Origin of the sequence: Pontibacter saemangeumensis, from assembly GCF_039541895.1 — a bacterium.
GTDB classification, from domain to species: Bacteria; Bacteroidota; Bacteroidia; order Cytophagales; family Hymenobacteraceae; genus Pontibacter; species Pontibacter saemangeumensis.
In genome coordinates this window covers 580930-598757 of the sequence record NZ_BAABHC010000016.1, presented here as the reverse complement: position 1 = coordinate 598757, position 17828 = coordinate 580930, and the positions used below count along the sequence as shown (strand labels likewise).

Here is a 17828-nt window from a genome sequence, read left to right as displayed (position 1 = left end):
TTTCTGTGAGTCTCGTTTCCGCAACACCCTCCTCCATATATAAATCCCGGGCCTGTTTTTCTACTTGCTGATTTTATAGGTACTTTCAGGCCGTGAGAGACTATTTGCTGTTTGTAGACACGGAAACCACGGGCTTGCCGAAAAACTGGCGCGCGCCTTACACCGAAAAGGAGAACTGGCCCTGCTCGGTGCAGGTGGCCTGGGCCATTTATACCAAAGCGGGCGAGGAGGTCAAAACAGAAAACTTTTACGTGCGCGACGATGACTTCAACATTTCACCGGAGTCGATCAAAATCCACGGCATCACCCATGATTACCTGAAAAAGCACGGGGTGCCGCGCGAGCAGGTGCTGACGCAGCTCTCCGCTGACCTGAACAAGTACCAGCCCCTGGTCGTCGCCCATTACATGCAGCTCGATTATCACATGATTGGGGTAGGGTATCATCGGGCGGACATGCACAACCCGCTGCCGGGCCTGCCACTCTTCTGCACCATGAAGGCCTCCAGCCGCTTTCCGCTTCAACAGCACCAGCGCTTTCTGCGTTTGGGGGAGCTGTATGAGCGGTTGTTCCAGCGGCCGCTGGAGCGCCAGCACGATGCGCTGGTAGACGCCATGGCTGCGGCAGCCTGCTTTTTTGAGCTGGTGAAGCGCGGCGACATTGACGAAGCTATGATCGAAAAGCAGAAAGCCCTGGATGTACCGAACCCATATCCATCCTTAAAAAATAGAACTGGTTGCGGGGTTGGTTTTTTCTTAATGTTCTTACTGACCCTGTTGCTTACGTACTCGATATATGGATAAGCTTGAATTTCTGAAAACGGCGAAGCCTTTTAACGTGCTCTCGGAGGAGGTGCTGCTCGGTGTGGTGGAGCTGCTGCAGGAGGTGCGCTACACCAAAGACACGCCCATCTACCACCAGGAGGTGACCAAAATGCGGGGCGTGGACATTATCGCGGAAGGGGAGTACGAAGCCTTTTTCTATGACAGCGAGCAGAACAAGCGGGTGATTGAACTGCACCATACGGGCTACTGCTATGGCGGCGTGTCGGTGCTGCTCAACCGGAAAAAGTCGCTGCGCTCGGTAATTGCGAAAAAGGGCACGGTGGTGTACTTCCTGCACCGGAAAGATTTCAGGGCGCTCTGCCAGACAAACGAGGAGTTCTTCCAGTTCTTCACCGCAGAGTTCGGTAAGCGGATGATGGACGACGAATACGCCCACTTCGTGAAGCGGCCTACCACGTTCGAGCAGAACTACATTGCCTCCGACCAACTGTATTCCCGCAAAATCGAGAGCCTGGAGTACCGAACATTGGTCAGCTCCGCCCACGACACGCCCATATATGAGGCGGCCAGGTGGATGAGTGCACAGAAGGTAAGCTGTCTTTTTGTAAAAGATGACCGGGGTAACATCATCGGCTACGTCACCGACATCACCCTCCGCGACAATGTGGTGGCGCGGCAGGTGGATGTGCAGGCGCCCATCAGCAGTGTGATGGACAACCCGATAGTGTCCATCAGCACGCAGGCTTATGTATATGAGGCTATCCTGCTGATGTTCCGGACGCAGACGCGCTACCTGCTGATAGAGGAGGAGGGGCAATACTTGGGTTTCATCAGCCGCAACAAGCTGCTGAGCGAGCAGGCGCAGTCGCCGTTTATGTTCATCCAGTCTGTGAAGCTGGCGCGCTCGGTGGAGGAACTGCGGCGGCGCTGGCAGAAGGTGCCGGAGATTGTGTACCAACTGCTGAGCCGCGGCGTAAAACCGGAGATCGTAAACCAGGTGATCACCACCGTGTCGGACACCATTGCCCTGAAAGTGATTGAGGGCGTGATTGACGAGATGGGCACGCCGCCAGCCAAATTCGCCTTCATTGTGCTGGGCAGCGAGGGCCGCAAAGAGCAGACCCTTAAAACCGACCAGGACAACGCCATCATATATGAGGACAAGGCCAACGAGCAGCGCGAGCTGGTGCGGGCGTATTTCCTGAAGTTCGCCGACCAGGTGTCCGAACGGCTCGACATGATCGGGTTCAGCTTCTGCACCGGGGGCTATATGGCCAAGAACACCAAATGGACGCACTCGCTGTCGCACTGGAAGCGCAATTATGTGGCCTGGATAAAAGAGCCTGACCCGGATAAAGTGATGAAGTTCGCGGCCTTCTTCGACTGCCGGTTTATATATGGCGAGCCCGCCATCGTGGACGAGCTGCGCGAGTTCCTGGACGAGGAGCTGCAGAAGCCGCTGGGCCGCTTCCTGTACCATATGGCCAACAATGCCATGCAGTACGTGCCGCCGCTGACCTACTTCAAGAACATTAAAACCTATACGGTGGGCACCCAAGAGGTATTTAACATAAAAAAAGCAATGACGCCGATTGTGGACCTGGTGCGGGTGCATGCTTTGCAGAACCGGATCTTCAAAACCAATACCGGGGAGCGGCTGGAGGCCCTGATGGCGCAGGGGGTGTTCACGGAGACAGAGTACCAGGAACTGATGCAGTCGTATTATTACCTCATGAGCATGCGCCTCAAAAAGCAGGCGGTGCAGATCATCAACGACAAGGCGCTGCCCGAAAACCTGATTGACATCCGGAGCCTGACAAAGATTGAGCAGGTCACCCTGAAGGAGATTTTCAAGACCATCGCCAACTTCCAGACCAACATCAAAGTCAAATTCACGAACGCGTTGTTCGGGTAGAGGAGGGGATATATAACAGCAGGAGCAGCATGAACCTGGAAAAGCACTACAACGGCTTGTGGGAAAACGCGCTGCAGCAGTTTAAAGCAGGCGCTTTTGAACTGGATCCTTTCCTGAGCTCCGGCGATGATGACCGGTTTGGCCTCACGCTGCTTTTCCGCCCGGATGAGGCCGTTAAAGAATCCATAGGGGCTTTCCTGCAGGAGCTCCGGCAAGTGGAGCCAGCGCAGTATTATTATCCTTCCTCGGACTTGCACGTCACGGTGATGTCGGTCATTTCCTGCCACGCCGGGTTCAGACTCAGCCATATAGACCGTGCAGCATATATAAACGTGCTGCGGGAGTGCCTCGCGGATATAAAAAGCTTTCGCGTTGACTTCAGGGGCATCACGGCCTCCCCCTCCTGCATCATGGTACAGGGCTTCCCGGCTTCGGGGCAACTGAACGACCTGCGCGACAAGCTCCGGGAAAGCTTCCGGAAATCCTCCCTGCAGCAGACAATGGACAGCCGCTATATACTCCGGACAGCGCATATCACCGCCGCCCGGTTTAAGGAGCCGCTCCACAATCCCGCTGCTTTTTTGGACAGATTGCAGGCCAACAGGAGCCATTCCTTTGGCAGCACCGAGGTGCATCATATCGAACTGGTGTATAACGACTGGTACCAACGGCAGGCGGCCGTGCAAAATGTATGCAATTTCAGGTTAAATTAAGCCCCTTTCGTTGCAACCTTTCCGCCTGATTTTACTACAAGTAAGAGGTAAATTACCCCTACACGTTATGCTTATTCCTAAACTACGATTTCAGCCTTCCTTCATCGCCCTGGCACTTTTTGCCACGGCAGGCCTGACCAGGGCACAGTCCGCGCCACCCGCAGCGGCCTCGGTTACGGTGAAAATAGAGGTGCCCGAGGGGATGCGGACAGCGCCTTTCGACGTGGACCGCTTTGCCACGGTGCCGCCTAACTTTGAACTGGAAGTATATGCCCGCCTGAGCGGTGCCCGGTTTATGGCCGTAGCCCCCAACGGCGACCTGTTCGTGTCGATGCCCTGGGGAGGAAAAGTATACATACTCCGGCCCGATGAGAACGGCAAGGCAGTTATCCATGACAGCTATGTGCAGGACCTGCAAAGGCCGCACGACATCGTGTTCCACAAAATAGGCGATAACCAGTATGTATATATAGCCGAGAAGAACCAGATAAACCGCTACAAGTACAACGACGGCGACCTGAGGGCGCACGACCGGGAGATTGTGGTGGCCAACCTGCCCGATGAGACGCTGCCGGAGCTGAAGGGAACCTACGGGCACGTGCTGAAAAACATTGCCCTCGACCGGAACGACAAGCTATATGTCTCCATCGCCTCTACCTGCAACGCCTGCATCGAGGACACGCAGAGTAACCCAAAGCGCGGGGCTATTTATATATATGATCCCGACGGGAAGAACCGCAGGCTGTTCGCCGAGGGCATCCGCAATGCCGAAGGCCTGGATTTCGTGCCGGGCACCGACAACCTGTGGGTGACCATCAACAACCGTGACCAGGTGGCTTACCCTTTTAAGGACGATACCGGCCTGTATGGGCAGGTGGTGCAGGCATATGTAGACAACAATCCGCCGGAAGGTTTTACGCTGGTGCAGGATGGCGCCAACTACGGGTGGCCTTTCTGCAACCCCGACGCGCGCGGAGGGATGGACGACATGCCCCTGATAAACGACGTGCAACTGAATGCCAGCGGAGCCGTGGACTGCAGCGGCATGCACCCCGTCAGCAAAGGCATACAGGCGCACTCGGCCCCGCTGGGCTTTAACTTCACGCAGGGCACGGCAATGCCGGAAGCCTACCGCAACGGCGCTTTGATTGCGCTGCACGGCTCCTGGAACCGCTCCAAAGCCACAGGCTACAAAGTGATCTACTTCCCCTGGGAAAATGGCAAGCCCGGCGAGCAGCTTGATTTGGTCGGCGGCTTCCTGAACAGCGATTCCACGGAGGCATATAGCAGGCCGGTGGATGTGGCCATCGGGAAGGAGGGCGAGCTTTATATATCCGACGACAAATCCGGCACCATCTACAAGCTTACGTACAACGCCCCGCTGGGCACGAAAAACGATGAACTGGCGCGCGCCATCCAGGTATTCCCCGTGCCCGCCGCCGGCGACCTGCGGGTTTCGCTCAATGGCCTGAAAGGCAGAGAAGCGAGGTTTGTGCTCACCAATGCGCAGTCGGCCAACGTGCTGGATGTGCGCAAGCCGCTAAAGGCCGGGGAGAATAACCTGACCCTGGACACAGGTAAGCTGGCCCCTGGTGTTTATTTCCTGCGCATCACGTCCGGCGACGCCCAGGTGGTGAAGCGGGTGGTGCTGCAGTAGCAGGTTCGGCATCCCTATATACCTCTCTAAAAGAAGTGGCCTTCCCGCTAGGAGGCCGCTTCTTTTAGAGAGGAGCTTGCCATATATAAAGCGGGCTGCCTTACCTTTGGGCGCAGCCCCGGGGCTGCTGCAACTATCAAAAGGTTTATGAGTAGTTTGATTTTGTTATTCGGTTGCCTGGCGCTGGGCATCCTGCTGCAACGGGTCCGTGATTTCCCGCACAATTCCCCGCTGGTGCTCAACCAGTTCATCATCTATATATCCCTGCCTGCGCTTGCCCTCTACTATATCCCCGATATCAAGCTGGACAGCACGGTTTTGCTTCCGGTGGGGGTGGGGTGGATCTGCTTTGCCGCCTCGGCGCTTTTCTTCTGGAGCCTCGGCAAAATGTTCGGCTGGTCGCGCAAGCTGGTCGGCTGCCTCATCCTCACTGCCGGCCTCGGCAACACCTCTTTTATTGGATTTCCGGTGATCGAAGCGCTCTACGGAGCCGAAGGCCTGAAAACAGCCATCCTCGTTGACCAGCCGGGCACTTTCGTGGTGCTCTCCACGCTGGGCATCGCGCTGGCCGCTGTCTTTTCCAAGGGGCAGCCTGATGTAAAAGTTATCACCAAAAAGATCCTTTTCTTTCCGCCGTTCCTGATGTTTATCCTCGCGGTGCTGCTGAACGTGCTGCACCTCAGCTTCCCCGATATGCTGAAGGACGTTTTTCAGCGGCTCGGCAGCACCGTGACGCCGCTGGCGCTGGTGTCGGTGGGCATGCAGCTGCGCATCGAGCGGCGCAGCAAGCACTGGCGCTTCCTGGCGTTGGGCCTGCTGTTCCAGCTGGTACTGGCGCCGCTGCTGATTTACCTGCTCTACGTGCAGATGCTCGGGGTAAAGGGCGAGCTGGCGCAGATCACGGTGATGGAGGCGGCCATGGCCCCGATGATCACGGGGAGCATCGTGGCGGCCTCGTACGGCCTGAAGCCCCGCCTGGCCAACATGATGGTCGGCTTCGGTATTCCCCTCTCCTTCCTCACGCTGCCCATCTGGTACTGGATCATTCGGGGGATATGATTTCGTTGTCCGTGTTTGGTGTTCCGTTGTTCGTATTTGGTGTTTTGGCAGCGATATATGGTACGGGTTGAAGCTACACCTGTCTCCGTGAGGCAAAAATTCTGTAGTTCATAATTGCCTCTTCTACCTAAACCCCGAAAAACGAAACACTAAAAACGAAAAACGAAACTACTCCTCCGGGTAAGTGTCCAGCTTGATTTTTTCGATCAGGAGGTAGTTCTTGAACTGGTGGATAAGGCGATCCATTTCGCTCTCTTTTTCGGTAAGCGCCTCTACTTCCTCGTTGGAGGTCTGCAGCACTGGGCGTAGCCGGAAAAGGCTGTCCTGCAGCTGCGGAATGGCGCCTTCTATATGCTCCTGCATCCCCTCCGGCTGCGCTGTCTGCAGGCTCTGCTCCAACTCCTGGATGTAGCGCTCCAGAAACGACACCATATCCCAGGGGTTGTTCGGGCGGTTCCAGGTAAAGTTGGTGTTGCAGCGGCGGCAGCGGTAGGTGTTGCTCTTCCAGCCGTGTTCGTTTGTCGCCACGCCGGTTTTCTTGAGCATATCCGCTTTGTGGCATTTGGGGCACTGCGCCTTGTCCTCGATGATTTTCTCTAAGCGCTCGCGCTTCTCCAGGATGGCAGCGCGGTTTTCAGCGTGTTTGTACAGCTGCGTCTCCAGGTTTTGGCAGGCGCTGGTCAGCTGCTCATGCTGCTCACTCAGTTCGCCGGATGCTACCAGTTGGGCACCACGCTTACTAAAAAAGCGGATCAGTTTTATCAGTTCTCTCTCGTTTGCCTTCAGTGCTGCAGTATTCATGTCACAAAAGTAGGAGGATTTGTTGGAGTTAGAAAGTTGGAGAGTGAGAGGGTTAGAAAGTTGTGGCGTTAGAAAGTTAGAAATTCAAGACTATTTGTAGCCGTAGATTATATAGGGTGGAGGTCAATAGGAGACGAGGATTTTCAATATATGATGGCGTGTATCTCACTAACGTACTAACTCCTCAACTTTCTAACTCTAAAACTTTCTAAATTTCAACCCGCTCCGCGCACGCGCTTATATATCCGGATGGCCAGCATGAGGATGGCCGAGAAGAGAAGCAAGCCGATAATTCCCCAGAGCATACTCAGCGAGCTTTTCAGCACAACCAGGAACACGATGCTGATGAGGAACAGGGTGGCTACCTCGTTCCAGATGCGGAGCTGGGTAGAGCTGTATTGCAGGATGCCCTGCTGCTGTTGTTTAAAGATGCGGTGGCAGAGGAAGTGGTAGATATAGAGCCCCACCACAAAACAGAGTTTCCAGACGAGCCAGCCGGGGATGGAGCCGTACAGGTGCAGGATGGTTAAACCGAAAATGAGCGTGAGCACCGCGGAAGGCCAGGTGATGCCGTACCACAGCCGCTTCTGCATCAGGGCAAGCTGCCGCTGCAGGATCGTTTTCTCCGGCTCCGGCTTCTCTGCGGCCTCCGCATAATATATAAACAGCCGCACGATATAGAACAACCCTGCAAACCAAGTAACGACGAAGATGATATGCAACGCCTTGACGTAGTAAAAGCCCATGCCTTTGATGCTTGTTTCAGCAAAGGTAAGGGATATACGGCACAAATCAGGGTGGTATGATATGCTACTAACGGCAAATCGCTTAGACCGACCTGCTGAACACCGGCGTAGTCGGTTTGTCCGCCCAAAGCCTGGCATCCAGGCACATGGCGATGTTGCGGAGGAAGGGGCGGCCCGCCTCCAGCACCTGTATATGGTTCCGGCTGTAATCCACGAGCCCGTCCTCTTCCAACGGCTGCAGCCGGATAAGCGCATCCACAAAGTAGGGCAGGTCTTCTTCTGTCCAGTTCGTTGTCAGGCGGCACATCAGGTTTAGGATGTGTTTCCGGATCAGCAGGTCTTCTTCCGTCAGTTCGTGGCCCTTCAGCAGCGGCAGGTTGCCCGTGGCCACGGCTGCTTCATAGGCCTCCACTTCTTTTATGTTCTGCATAAAGGCCGTTCCGGTGTCGGAGATGCTTGAAGCGCCCAACCCGATCAACAGCTCGGTGTGGCGCGCCGTGTAGCCCATAAAATTGCGGTGCAGGTTGCCGCTTTGCGCGGCTATATATAAGTCGTCGTCCGGTAGTGAGAAATGGTCCAACCCGATCTCCATATAGCCGGCCTCCTCCAGCAGGTTTCTGCCCAGCTCATACAGGGCGCGCTTCTCGGCCGCCTCCGGCAGGTCGGCTTCGGAGTAGCGGCGCTGGCCTTTGCTTTTCCATGGCACGTGGGCATAGCTGTAAAAGGCGATGCGCTCCGGGCGCAACTCCTTTACTTTCTCGATGGTGTGTCGGATGCTGTTGGCCGTCTGGTGAGGCAGGCCATATATGATATCGCCGTTGATGGAGGTATAGCCGATGGCGCGGGCGGTGTCGAAAGTTTCCTTTGTCTGCTCAAACGTCTGGATGCGGTTGATAACCAGTTGCACGTAGGGGTCGAAATCCTGGATGCCCACACTCAGCCGCCGGAAGCCCAAATCATACAGCACCTGCAGTTGCGCGGCGTTGGTGGCGTTCGGGTGCACCTCCACGCTGAACTCGGCGTCGGGCGTTACCTCCGCTTTCACCAGTATAGCCTCCAGCAGTTGCTTCAGGTTCTCGGCGCTGAAAAAAGTGGGGGTGCCGCCGCCCAGGTGCATTTCTGCTATGCGGGGCTTCTCCTCAAACGTGGCTACGTACTGGTCCCACTCCTCCAGCAGGGCCTTCATATAGGGCTCCTCCACGGCATGGTTTTTTGTGATGCGCTTGTTACAGCCGCAATAAGTACACAGTTTCTCACAAAAAGGCAGGTGCAGGTACAGGCTGATGCCCTTAGAGGTGTTGGTTTTCCGGAAGGCCTGTTGCACATGCAGCATCCAGCGCTCTTGTGTCAACGGGGATTCGTCCCAGTAAGGCACCGTGGGGTAGCTGGTGTAGCGGGGCGACGGCACATCGTACTTGGCAAGAAGCGCGGCGGGGGTGTAAAGAACAGGTACTGCCATGATTTTATCCTTTTATGATCCTCTGTATTTCGTTTACAAAGGTCGGGGGTGCGAGCGGTCGCAGAAATGACATTTGTCACCTTAATAGGCTAAAAGGCGTGACTTTTTGCATAATACTGTTTAACTTCACAGGATTTGCTACAAAATTTGTGTAGAGTATCATGAGATTAACCACACCAACACTACTACTGGATAAGAAGAAATGCCTTGGCAACATTGAGCGGATGGTGAAGAAGGCGAGGGAGAACGGAATCAGGCTGCGGCCGCATTTCAAGACGCATCAATCAGCGCAGGTGGGGGCGTGGTTCCGTGATTATAACATCGACGCCATCACCGTATCCTCTGTGAGGATGGCCCGGTATTTTGCCAACCACGGCTGGAAGGACATCCTGATCGCCTTCCCGGCAAATGTGCTGGAGATAGACAGCATCAACGAGCTGGCCTCCCGCATCAAACTGCATTTGCTTGTCGTGAATGTGGAGACGGTGGAGATACTGGCCAAGAACCTGCGGCACCCGGTGCAGCTTTGGATAAAGATAGACACCGGCTACCGCCGCACGGGCGTGCTGGCCAACAACCACAAAGACCTGAATAAACTGCTGCAGAAGGTACAGGAGAGCGATAAGTTTCAGTTCGCCGGATTTTTGGTGCACGATGGGCACACCTACAAGCAGACCGACACCTATGCTATCCAAACCATCCACAATACATCGGTGTACCTGCTGCAACTGCTTCGGGAGCGCTACAGCGGGCAATTCCCGAACCTGCAGCTCTCCATCGGCGACACGCCCTCGTGCAGCATCCTGCATGACCTGAGCGGCATCGACGAGATACGCCCCGGTAATTTCGTGTTTTACGACCTCACCCAGCAGCGCATCGGTTCCTGCACCTTCGACGACATTGCCGTGTGCGTAACGTGCCCGGTGGTGGCCAAACACCCCCGCCGCAGGGAGATCATCATATATGGCGGCGCTGTACACTTCTCAAAAGACGCCCTGCCGCAGGGTGACAGCTCTCTGGTATACGGCCGGGTGGTGGAGTTTACCAACGATGGCTGGACCTCACCCGTGCCTGGCATTGAACTGGTGTCGCTGTCGCAGGAGCATGGCATCCTGAAAGCATCGCCGGAGCAGTTTGCAAAGTACAATATCGGGGATATGATCGGCATCCTGCCCGTTCACTCGTGCCTGACCGCCGACCTGATGAAAGGGTATATGAGCACGGACGGGGAGATGCTGGAGCATCTGTCGGGGGTGCCGCAACGGGAACTGGTATCGTTGTAGAACGTGAACCGGAAGGGAAAATCCGCAGCGGACAAGGCGATGGGTGTCATTTTGAAACACCCGCCAAAACGCGTACCCCGCGCCAAACCAGCGACCAAGCCGGTCACGAAATCCACAAGGACCCGGAAAAAAGCAGCAAAGCCATCTCCCTATAAGTTTTGGCTGGGGCTTGCTGCGCTTGTAACGCTGGTGCTGGTGGTGCTGTATGTGGAGCTGTTTGTGGAGAAGCGCAAATCCGCGTGGCCAGCGGGTTACAGTGTCTACGGCGTGGACGTGTCGCATTACCAGAAGGAGATAGACTGGCAGCAGGTGCGGGAGAACGAGGTAAGCTTTGCCTTTGTGAAGGCCACGGAGGGCAAAACACTTAAAGACAAGCAGTTCAGTAACAACTGGGCAGGGGCGGGGAAGGTCGGCATTGTGCGCGGCGCCTATCATTTTTATGTACCCCACGTGAAGCCCGAGGTGCAGGCGGCAAACTTCATCTCCACGGTAAGGCTTGTTTCCGGTGACTTGCCGCCCGTGCTGGATGTGGAGGTGAGGGGCCGCAAGCCGGTGGCGCAGCTGCGCGCGGATTTAAAGGTATGGCTGCGACTGGTGGAGGATGCCTACGGCGTGAAGCCAATCCTGTACACCGGTTACTCCTTTTACAAGGATTACCTGGAAGGGCACTTCGACGACTACCATCTCTGGATCGCGCATTACAAAGTGCCAAAACTGCAATTGGAGAAAAGCAGCAGGCGCAAGCTCGCGTTCTGGCAGCACACCGACGGAGGGGCCATCAAAGGCATAGACGGAATCGTGGACTGTAACGTATTTTACGGCAGCATGCGCGAGTTGCGCAGCGTTTGCGTGCCCTGAGCTTCCCCGAAGACGATCAAGTGCTATGCTATATAACCAGCAGCGGCGCCACATCAATGTGGCGCCGCTGCTGGTTATATAGGTTTCTTTCTTTTAGTATCTGTCGCCATATCCACGTTCACGGCTGTCGCCTCTGTCGCGGTTGAAAGTACGGCCACGGTTCTCACTCTCAAAGTAGTTGCTGCCGGGGCGGCTGCTTCCCCATCCCTGGGTTCGGTCGCCATAGCCGCCGCTGTAGTAGCCACTCATGCCGTACGGCTGGTCGTAGCTGTAGCCACTGCCCTCGTATAGTCCGGAGGAGTCGTAGTCTCCGCGGTTCCCGCTGTTATACTCCTGCTGCGAGCTGCGGCTGTACCCGCTCCCCATGTAGTTGCCCTCGGAGCCGCCGTAGTTAGGGGAATTATAGCCGCCCCGGCCGCTGCTGCCCCTGTACGAATTGCTTCCGGCATTGTAATCATCCCGCTTAAAATCATAGCGCCCCTGACCAGGGCCACCGAACCTTCTGAAAGTATCGGAGCCGTACAAGTCGCGGCTGCTGCCGGATGATGCCGGCCTGTTTCTGTCGGAGCCCCAGCGGTCTTCGGAGCGGTAGCCGCCTCCGGAGCTGCCACCCCGATCGCGTGTTCCCTGGCCTGCCGAACCCATGCCGCTATAGTAGTTGTAGCCGGATCTGCTCTCGTCCGGGTGCTGCGATGCGTAGCCGCCCCTGGATGTTCCGAACCCTTGCGCCCCGCCGTAGCTGCCCATGTTGCCGTAGTTGCGGGAGCCGCCCATCTCATTCCCCCGGTTTCCCCAGGTGCCTGTGTTGCCCTCGTTGCCGTAGCCGCCCCGCGCAGTGCGCCTATCGTCATCAAACCTGTACCTGTCCTGCTCCGGGTGTCGGTATCGTTCGGAGCGGTGCGTCTGGAAACTGCCGTCGTGGCGGTCAGAGAAATTCCTGTTCATAGCTTTTTAGATTAAAGGTAAAACATGCTCTTACAGTATTTCTAACGCGCACTGCCAACAGGGGTTAAGCCACCGCGGCATTATTGGCTCAGAAGCTCTTTTTTATTTATTGATCGGTATTGGGGGCCTGTGCATACTTCCCTTCGTAGAGCCTTCGCTGTTCATGATGTCTGCAAAGGAAGGAACAGGAAACTCCACCAGGCGTTCTTTTTTCAGGACATAGCCTGCCGATACCATAATGGCAATAAACACTGCCAGCAGGGCCACATAGCGGATACCGTCATAAAACCCATGTCGGGTGCGCCAGATAAGCAGGCGCAAGGGCATGAGCACGGGCTGCAACAGGCTGGCATGCAGCAGGTGCTTGCGGATCCACTCCAGGAACCGCTCCTGCCCGATCAGCACAATCGAGAATAGGATGGCCACGTTGGTGAGCGCAAAAGCAGCCATCATCTGCACGTAAGGGTTGTTGTATAGGTGGCCGTAAATCATCTGGCTGTAAGCGATGGCGCCTATGCTCAGCGCGCAGACCAGGAGATTGGGGAGGCTGAGCAGGAAATTGTTTTTGGGCTTGTCGTCTTTCGGGGTAGGGATATAAGGCACCTTGACGCGCAGCACGGCATATATAAACCCGAGTGTGAACACCCACCAGGTGCCAGTGCGCAGAATGCCGCCAAACAGGTGGAAGCCTTTCTCGCTTTTTTCGTGGTACCACCGCTGCGCATATAGCCGGATACAGATGGAGATACAGAGGAAAGGCGTGAACATGAGCAGAAACTCCCCCAGCGACACATACCACGGAAACTCCACCAGCACCAGCGCCAGCACCGGGATCAGGAAGTCGATCAGGTTAAAGAGGCCGAACAGGTAATAGAGCGGCAGCGTGAGGTAGTGGATTTTCTGGCGCGTGGTAAACTGACGGAACAGCTTCGGGTACACCTCGAACAACAGTTCGAACGTTCCCCGCGCCCACTTGATCTGCTGCTTGTAATAGGCGGAGAGGGTGCCCGGCACCAGCCCGCGCGTCAGTATTTTGGGAACATAAACCGATTTCCAGCCCTTGGCGTGCAGCTTCATTGCCGTGTGCATGTCCTCCGACAGGCCCGCCGCGTGTCCGCCGATGCTGTCGAGCGCCTCCCTCCGGAAAGTGCAGTTGGCGCCGATGGCCTGTGCCGTGCCGTACGCGTTCATGCCCATCATCATTGGGCCATAAAAGCTATAGGTCTGTTCCGCCGCGCCATAGGCCACTAGGCTCTCCTTGCGGTTGCTGTAGGCTTGCACCACCTGCACAAACCCGACTTCCGGGTTCTCAAAATAGGGCAGCACCTCATCCAGGAAGTCGGGCTGCGGCACGTGATCCGGGTCAAGGACCAGGCAGATGTCGCCGGTGGCCTGCTGCAGGGCATTGTTGATGTTGCCTGCCTTCGCGTTTACTTTCAGGGTCCGGGTTACGTGTATTACGCCGAGGCGCGCGCAGGCGGCCTTTAGCACAGGGTCGTCGCCCTCGTCGCAGAGGTAAGCCGTGTGGGGGTAGCGGATTTGCTGGATAGCCTCCAGGGTGTTGATGATCATGCTGTGCGGCTCTCCCGGGCAAGCCGTGGTGAGCACATCCACGGTGTAGGTGGAGCGCAGGGTGGGTCTAACAGGAGCCGAAACCGCATAGTAGTGGTACCACTCGTGCAGCGTGCGCAGCAGCTTGAATGCCAGGGCTGTGGTCAGGAGCCAGAACAGGGGCGGATAGCCAATGTGTTCTTCGTCGATGAACCAGTACAGAAAGAGTGCCATCGACAAAAGCCCAAGCCAGATCATGACGCGTATGGTGCGCACATCTTTCGCTTCAGGTGCAATGTCAGAGCTCTTTATGTCAGGTGGTATCTTTTGATCAGTAATGGGTTGTTCTAGCATCACAAGGGTGATTTTTGTGCTAATAGGGTTGAGGCCGTGAAAATATTAAGCTGTTTTTTAAAGTAGTGCAGGTGCGAAAGTGTTTATATGCTTCAGGATAACATGTTCGGTTTATACTCGTATCTTGGGTGAAAGTTGTAGCTTTAGGTACAATTTTTTCATCGCATTTTGCTCCTTTTCCACATAGCTTATTTTAATAGCCCCGATTATCACCCTATATGCCAGTACATTCTGTAACATTATGTAAACGTAACGTTTTTTCTGCAGCTGTTCTTATCTTATCGTTCCTTTTGATGGGTTGTGGCCACCAGCCGGACCCGAACAAATACACCCGTCAAGGCCGAAAAGTGGAGATCGTTGCACAAGACGGGCAGTATAAGCTGCTCCGCAACGGCGAGCCTTATTTTATAAAGGGCGCGGCGGGTTATGAGCATTACGGCAGGCTGAAGCGCTACGGTGGAAACTCGGTGCGGGTATGGCATACCGATAACGCGCAGCAGGTGCTTGATTCGGCGCAGCGGCATGGGCTGACCGTGACGCTGGGTCTCTGGCTGGCACGCGAGCGCGAAGGCTTTAACTACTACGACAAAGACCTGGTGGCGCAGCAACTGGAGGGCCTGAAACAGGTCGTGCTGAAGTACAAGGACCACCCGGCCCTGCTGATGTGGGGCGTCGGCAACGAGTTATATGCCGAGGGCTCGAACGTAAAGGTATGGGACGCGGTGAACCAGGTGGCCGAGATGATCCACGAGGTAGACCCCGACCACCCCACCACCACCACGGTGATGCATGTGCCCCAAAAGGTCGTGAACCTGATCACGCGGCGCTGCCCGGCCCTGGACGTGCTTTCCATCAATGCCTTTGGCGCCATGAACAATGTGCGGGAAGAACTGGCGCAAACCGACTGGGAAGGCCCTTATGTGATATCGGAGTTTGGCGCGCGGGGTTACTGGGAGTCTTACGTCACCTGGTGGCTGGCACCCATCGAGCAGACAAGCTCTGAGAAAGCGGAGTTTGCCCGCCAGCACTACCTTCAGACGGTGGCGGCCGACACCGGCCGCTGCCTGGGCTCTTACGTGTTTATGTGGGGTCAGAAGCAGGAAACCACCCCCACCTGGTTCAGCCTGATGTCGGAGCGGGGGGAGGAGACGGGCATCGTGCACGAGATGCGTCAGCTTTGGGGCGATACCACCGAGCTGAACAAAGCCCCCTACATCGCCTATGTCACGCTCGACGAGCGCTTTGCCTACGACCATATATACCTGAAGCCAGGCCAGACATACGAGAGCACTGTTTTCACCTTCGACCCCGAGCAGGACTCGCTCCAACTGAAGTGGGAATTGCTGCCCGAGGCAGAGGTGCAGGATGGCAATGCCGACAAACAGCAGAAGCCTAAACCCCTGAAGGGCCTGCTGCAGCGAAAGGATAACCGGAAAGTAGTGCTGCAGACGCCAAAGAAAGAAGGGGCTTACCGCCTTTTTGTCTATGTGTATGACGGCCAGAATAACTTCGCCACAGCCAATATCCCTTTTTATGTCTCAAAGAACCCGCTGCACTAACAATATTTGTATAGTTCAATTATTCGGTATGAATAATCTTGTATCTGTTTTTGGGGCGCATATAAATTACGCCCTTTAGAAGATCAGAACAAAACCATTCGGGCCATTCTGAAGTAAATGCTGGTTACGCACATTGGTGAGTGTAGTACAATAAAGCCGCTTTCGTGGCTGTAGATGCTGCCAGTGCCTGGCCTCATTCCTGTGGCCATTGTTACATCAGAAAGCATAGAAGCAGAATGGCAAAAGTAATTGAAATCAACGAAGGCATACAGCGGCAGGCGGCTCACGAATTTTATAAGGATGTCTTGACCCTGTTGTCAGAGAACAAAGCAGATTTTTTAGTGGGGGGAGGGTTTGCCCTGCGCCTGTACACTGACCTGATGCGTGACACCAAGGACCTGGATATCTTCTGCAAGTCCGGCGACTGCCCGCGCATTTTGAAGCTATTCACGGAGAACGGGTTTGAGACGGAACTGACCGATGCCCGCTGGCTGGCGAAAGCCATCAAAGGCGACCACTTCATGGACATCATCTTCAACAACCCGGGCAACCACTGCCACGTGGACGACAGCTGGTTCGAGCGGTCGGTGCAGAGCGAGATGCTGGGCATACAGGTGCGCGTGATCCCGGCCGAAGCGCTGATTTGGTCGAAGCTGTATGTCCAGAACCGGGAGCGCTACGACGGTGGCGACATCAACCACATCATACTCCGCTACGGCCAGCACCTCGACTGGAAATGGCTATGGCAGCATATTGAGGTGCACTGGCAGCTGTTGTTGGCGCAGTTCCTTTCGTTCCAGTTCGTCTACCCCTCCGAGCGTGATATGATCCCCAAGTGGCTGTTCGACGAATTGCTGATACGGGCAAAGGAGCAGTATGATATGCCGCTCCCGAAAGAGAAAATCTGCCGGGGGCCGCTCATCGACCAGACCCAATACGCAACCGATGTTACCGAATGGGACTATAAGGTAGTAACCATCAGATCAGTTTGAGAATGGAAGAAACGACTATACAGGACAAAAAAACACGAATCGCAGCGGTAGGGGATATACATGTGCGGGAAACCGACAGCGGGAAATGGAAGGAGTTTTTTACGCAGGTGTCGGAAAAGGCAGATGTGCTGCTGCTCTGCGGCGACCTGACCGATACCGGGCGTACTGCCGAGGCAGAGGTGCTGGCAGAAGAACTGAAAGCCTGCTCCATCCCGGTGGTGGCGGTGTTAGGTAACCATGACTATGAGCGTAACCATCAGAAAGCCATCCGCAAAGCCCTGGTGAAAGAGAACGTGCACCTGCTGGACGGCGACTGCGTGGTGTTCGGGGATGTGGGCTTTGCCGGGGTGAAAGGCTTTGGCGGCGGCTTCGACAGGGGCATGTTGGGTATGTTCGGGGAGCAGATGATCAAGGATTTCGTGCAGGAGGCCGTGGACGAGTCGCTGAAGCTGGACGGCGCGCTGGCCCGCCTTGAGAGCGAGTATACTAATGTAAAGAAGATCGCGGTGCTGCACTATGCCCCGATCCGGGCGACGGTGGTGGGAGAGCCGGAGCAGATTTTCCCGTTCCTGGGTTCTTCCCGGTTGGCGGAGCCCATCAACCGCAGGGGCGTGGTGGCCGCTTTTCATGGCCATGCCCACATCGGCACCTTAGAGGGCGAGACGACCAAGGGCGTGAAAGTATTCAATGTCTCGAAACCCATTTTGGTGGATCAGGGCTTTGATCCGCCTTTTTACCTGTTCGAGGTATAGCACAGATTCAACATCATTATATATAAAGCAGAAGCCTGGGCAATATGATTTGCCCAGGCTTCTGCTTTATATATAATGTTAAGGTTTTAGTGGTAGGTTAAACAGCCTGCCTTGGCGTTTGGCTATATATAAAACGCACAAAGTCATCGACCGAGTAAACCGGCACCTCATCCGGGATAACCACACCAAAGGATTTCTCTACCTTCAGGATAATATCCACCACATCAAGGATGTCGAAGTTAAGCTCTGTGAAATCCTTCGCCCTGAGTAGCTGGCTGGGTTTTATTCTTTTGATGGAACAGACAATTCTTACGACTTCATCGCGGATGGTTTGGGTGTTGTAGACTAATGTAGCCATAGTTGTATATAAAGTGAAGAAGCGAGATCAGGTTGTTTTGA

Annotated in this window: 16 protein-coding genes; 10 read left to right on the top strand and 6 right to left on the bottom strand. The window is 55.3% G+C overall.

Going from position 1 to position 17828, the window contains the following annotated elements; genetic code table 11:
* Positions 1-92 precede the first annotated feature (92 nt).
* From ABD920_RS16515 to ABD920_RS16495, 5 genes are all read left to right on the top strand, one after another.
* Positions 93-803 carry a 3'-5' exonuclease gene (locus tag ABD920_RS16515; protein ID WP_345160590.1) on the top strand — a complete coding sequence of 237 codons (711 nt, stop codon included), beginning with the start codon at positions 93-95 and terminating at the stop codon, positions 801-803.
* Positions 796-2700 (top strand): DUF294 nucleotidyltransferase-like domain-containing protein, encoded by a 1905-nt coding sequence (locus tag ABD920_RS16510; protein WP_345160589.1) that lies wholly within the window; start codon positions 796-798, stop codon positions 2698-2700. The genes ABD920_RS16515 and ABD920_RS16510 overlap by 8 nt, the downstream gene beginning before the upstream one ends.
* A 29-nt stretch (positions 2701-2729) precedes the next feature.
* Positions 2730-3413, top strand: a complete 684-nt coding sequence (locus tag ABD920_RS16505; protein ID WP_345160588.1) for a 2'-5' RNA ligase family protein — start codon at positions 2730-2732, stop codon at positions 3411-3413.
* Between the two features lie 67 nt (positions 3414-3480).
* Positions 3481-5070, top strand: coding sequence for a PQQ-dependent sugar dehydrogenase (locus ABD920_RS16500; protein WP_345160587.1), 1590 nt, complete (start codon positions 3481-3483; stop codon positions 5068-5070).
* A 147-nt stretch (positions 5071-5217) separates the two neighbouring features.
* Positions 5218-6129: an AEC family transporter gene (locus tag ABD920_RS16495; RefSeq protein ID WP_345160586.1), complete on the top strand. Its 912-nt coding sequence runs from the start codon at positions 5218-5220 to the stop codon at positions 6127-6129.
* Positions 6130-6297: 168 nt separating this feature from the next.
* Here the strand turns inward: ABD920_RS16495 and ABD920_RS16490 are convergent, their stop codons facing one another.
* The 3 genes from ABD920_RS16490 to hemN form a co-directional block, all read right to left on the bottom strand.
* Positions 6298-6930 carry a hypothetical protein gene (locus ABD920_RS16490; RefSeq protein WP_345160585.1) on the bottom strand — a complete coding sequence of 211 codons (633 nt, stop codon included), beginning with the start codon at positions 6928-6930 and terminating at the stop codon, positions 6298-6300.
* A 215-nt stretch (positions 6931-7145) separates the two neighbouring features.
* Entirely contained in the window at positions 7146-7676 is a 531-nt protein-coding gene (locus ABD920_RS16485) for a CopD family protein (protein ID WP_345160584.1), read from the bottom strand.
* Between the two features lie 82 nt (positions 7677-7758).
* Positions 7759-9135 carry an oxygen-independent coproporphyrinogen III oxidase gene (gene hemN / locus ABD920_RS16480; protein WP_345160583.1) on the bottom strand — a complete coding sequence of 459 codons (1377 nt, stop codon included), beginning with the start codon at positions 9133-9135 and terminating at the stop codon, positions 7759-7761.
* 161 nt (positions 9136-9296) lie between these two features.
* On the opposite strand from hemN, the gene ABD920_RS16475 reads away from it, so the two are divergent.
* Together ABD920_RS16475 and ABD920_RS16470 are read left to right on the top strand one after the other, a co-directional pair.
* The gene (locus tag ABD920_RS16475; protein ID WP_345160582.1) at positions 9297-10418 is read left to right on the top strand and encodes an alanine racemase; all 1122 of its coding nucleotides are present in this window, start codon (positions 9297-9299) and stop codon (positions 10416-10418) included.
* Between the two features lie 3 nt (positions 10419-10421).
* Complete coding sequence (locus tag ABD920_RS16470; protein WP_345160581.1) at positions 10422-11276, top strand: glycoside hydrolase family 25 protein; 855 nt, start codon at positions 10422-10424, stop codon at positions 11274-11276.
* Positions 11277-11369: 93 nt separating this feature from the next.
* On the opposite strand, the gene ABD920_RS16465 is transcribed toward ABD920_RS16470, so the two are convergent.
* Both ABD920_RS16465 and ABD920_RS16460 read right to left on the bottom strand, forming a co-directional pair.
* Positions 11370-12221 (bottom strand): hypothetical protein, encoded by an 852-nt coding sequence (locus tag ABD920_RS16465; RefSeq protein ID WP_345160580.1) that lies wholly within the window; start codon positions 12219-12221, stop codon positions 11370-11372.
* A gap of 102 nt (positions 12222-12323) precedes the next feature.
* Complete coding sequence (locus tag ABD920_RS16460) at positions 12324-14126, bottom strand: glycosyltransferase family 2 protein (RefSeq protein WP_345160807.1); 1803 nt, start codon at positions 14124-14126, stop codon at positions 12324-12326.
* Positions 14127-14419: 293 nt separating this feature from the next.
* Here ABD920_RS16460 and ABD920_RS16455 point away from each other — a divergent pair, with 293 nt between their 5' ends.
* The 3 genes from ABD920_RS16455 to ABD920_RS16445 all read left to right on the top strand — a co-directional run bounded on the left by ABD920_RS16455 (position 14420) and on the right by ABD920_RS16445 (position 17429).
* A complete protein-coding gene (locus tag ABD920_RS16455) occupies positions 14420-15685 on the top strand; it encodes a glycoside hydrolase family 2 TIM barrel-domain containing protein (RefSeq protein WP_345160579.1) in 1266 nt (421 codons plus the stop codon).
* Between the two features lie 236 nt (positions 15686-15921).
* Entirely contained in the window at positions 15922-16677 is a 756-nt protein-coding gene (locus tag ABD920_RS16450) for a nucleotidyltransferase (protein WP_345160578.1), read from the top strand.
* A 2-nt stretch (positions 16678-16679) separates the two neighbouring features.
* Complete coding sequence (locus tag ABD920_RS16445) at positions 16680-17429, top strand: metallophosphoesterase family protein (protein WP_345160577.1); 750 nt, start codon at positions 16680-16682, stop codon at positions 17427-17429.
* A gap of 97 nt (positions 17430-17526) precedes the next feature.
* On the opposite strand, the gene ABD920_RS16440 is transcribed toward ABD920_RS16445, so the two are convergent.
* On the bottom strand, positions 17527-17787 hold the full coding sequence (locus ABD920_RS16440) for an acyl carrier protein (RefSeq protein WP_345160576.1): 261 nt from the start codon (positions 17785-17787) through the stop codon (positions 17527-17529).
* Positions 17788-17828 lie beyond the last annotated feature (41 nt).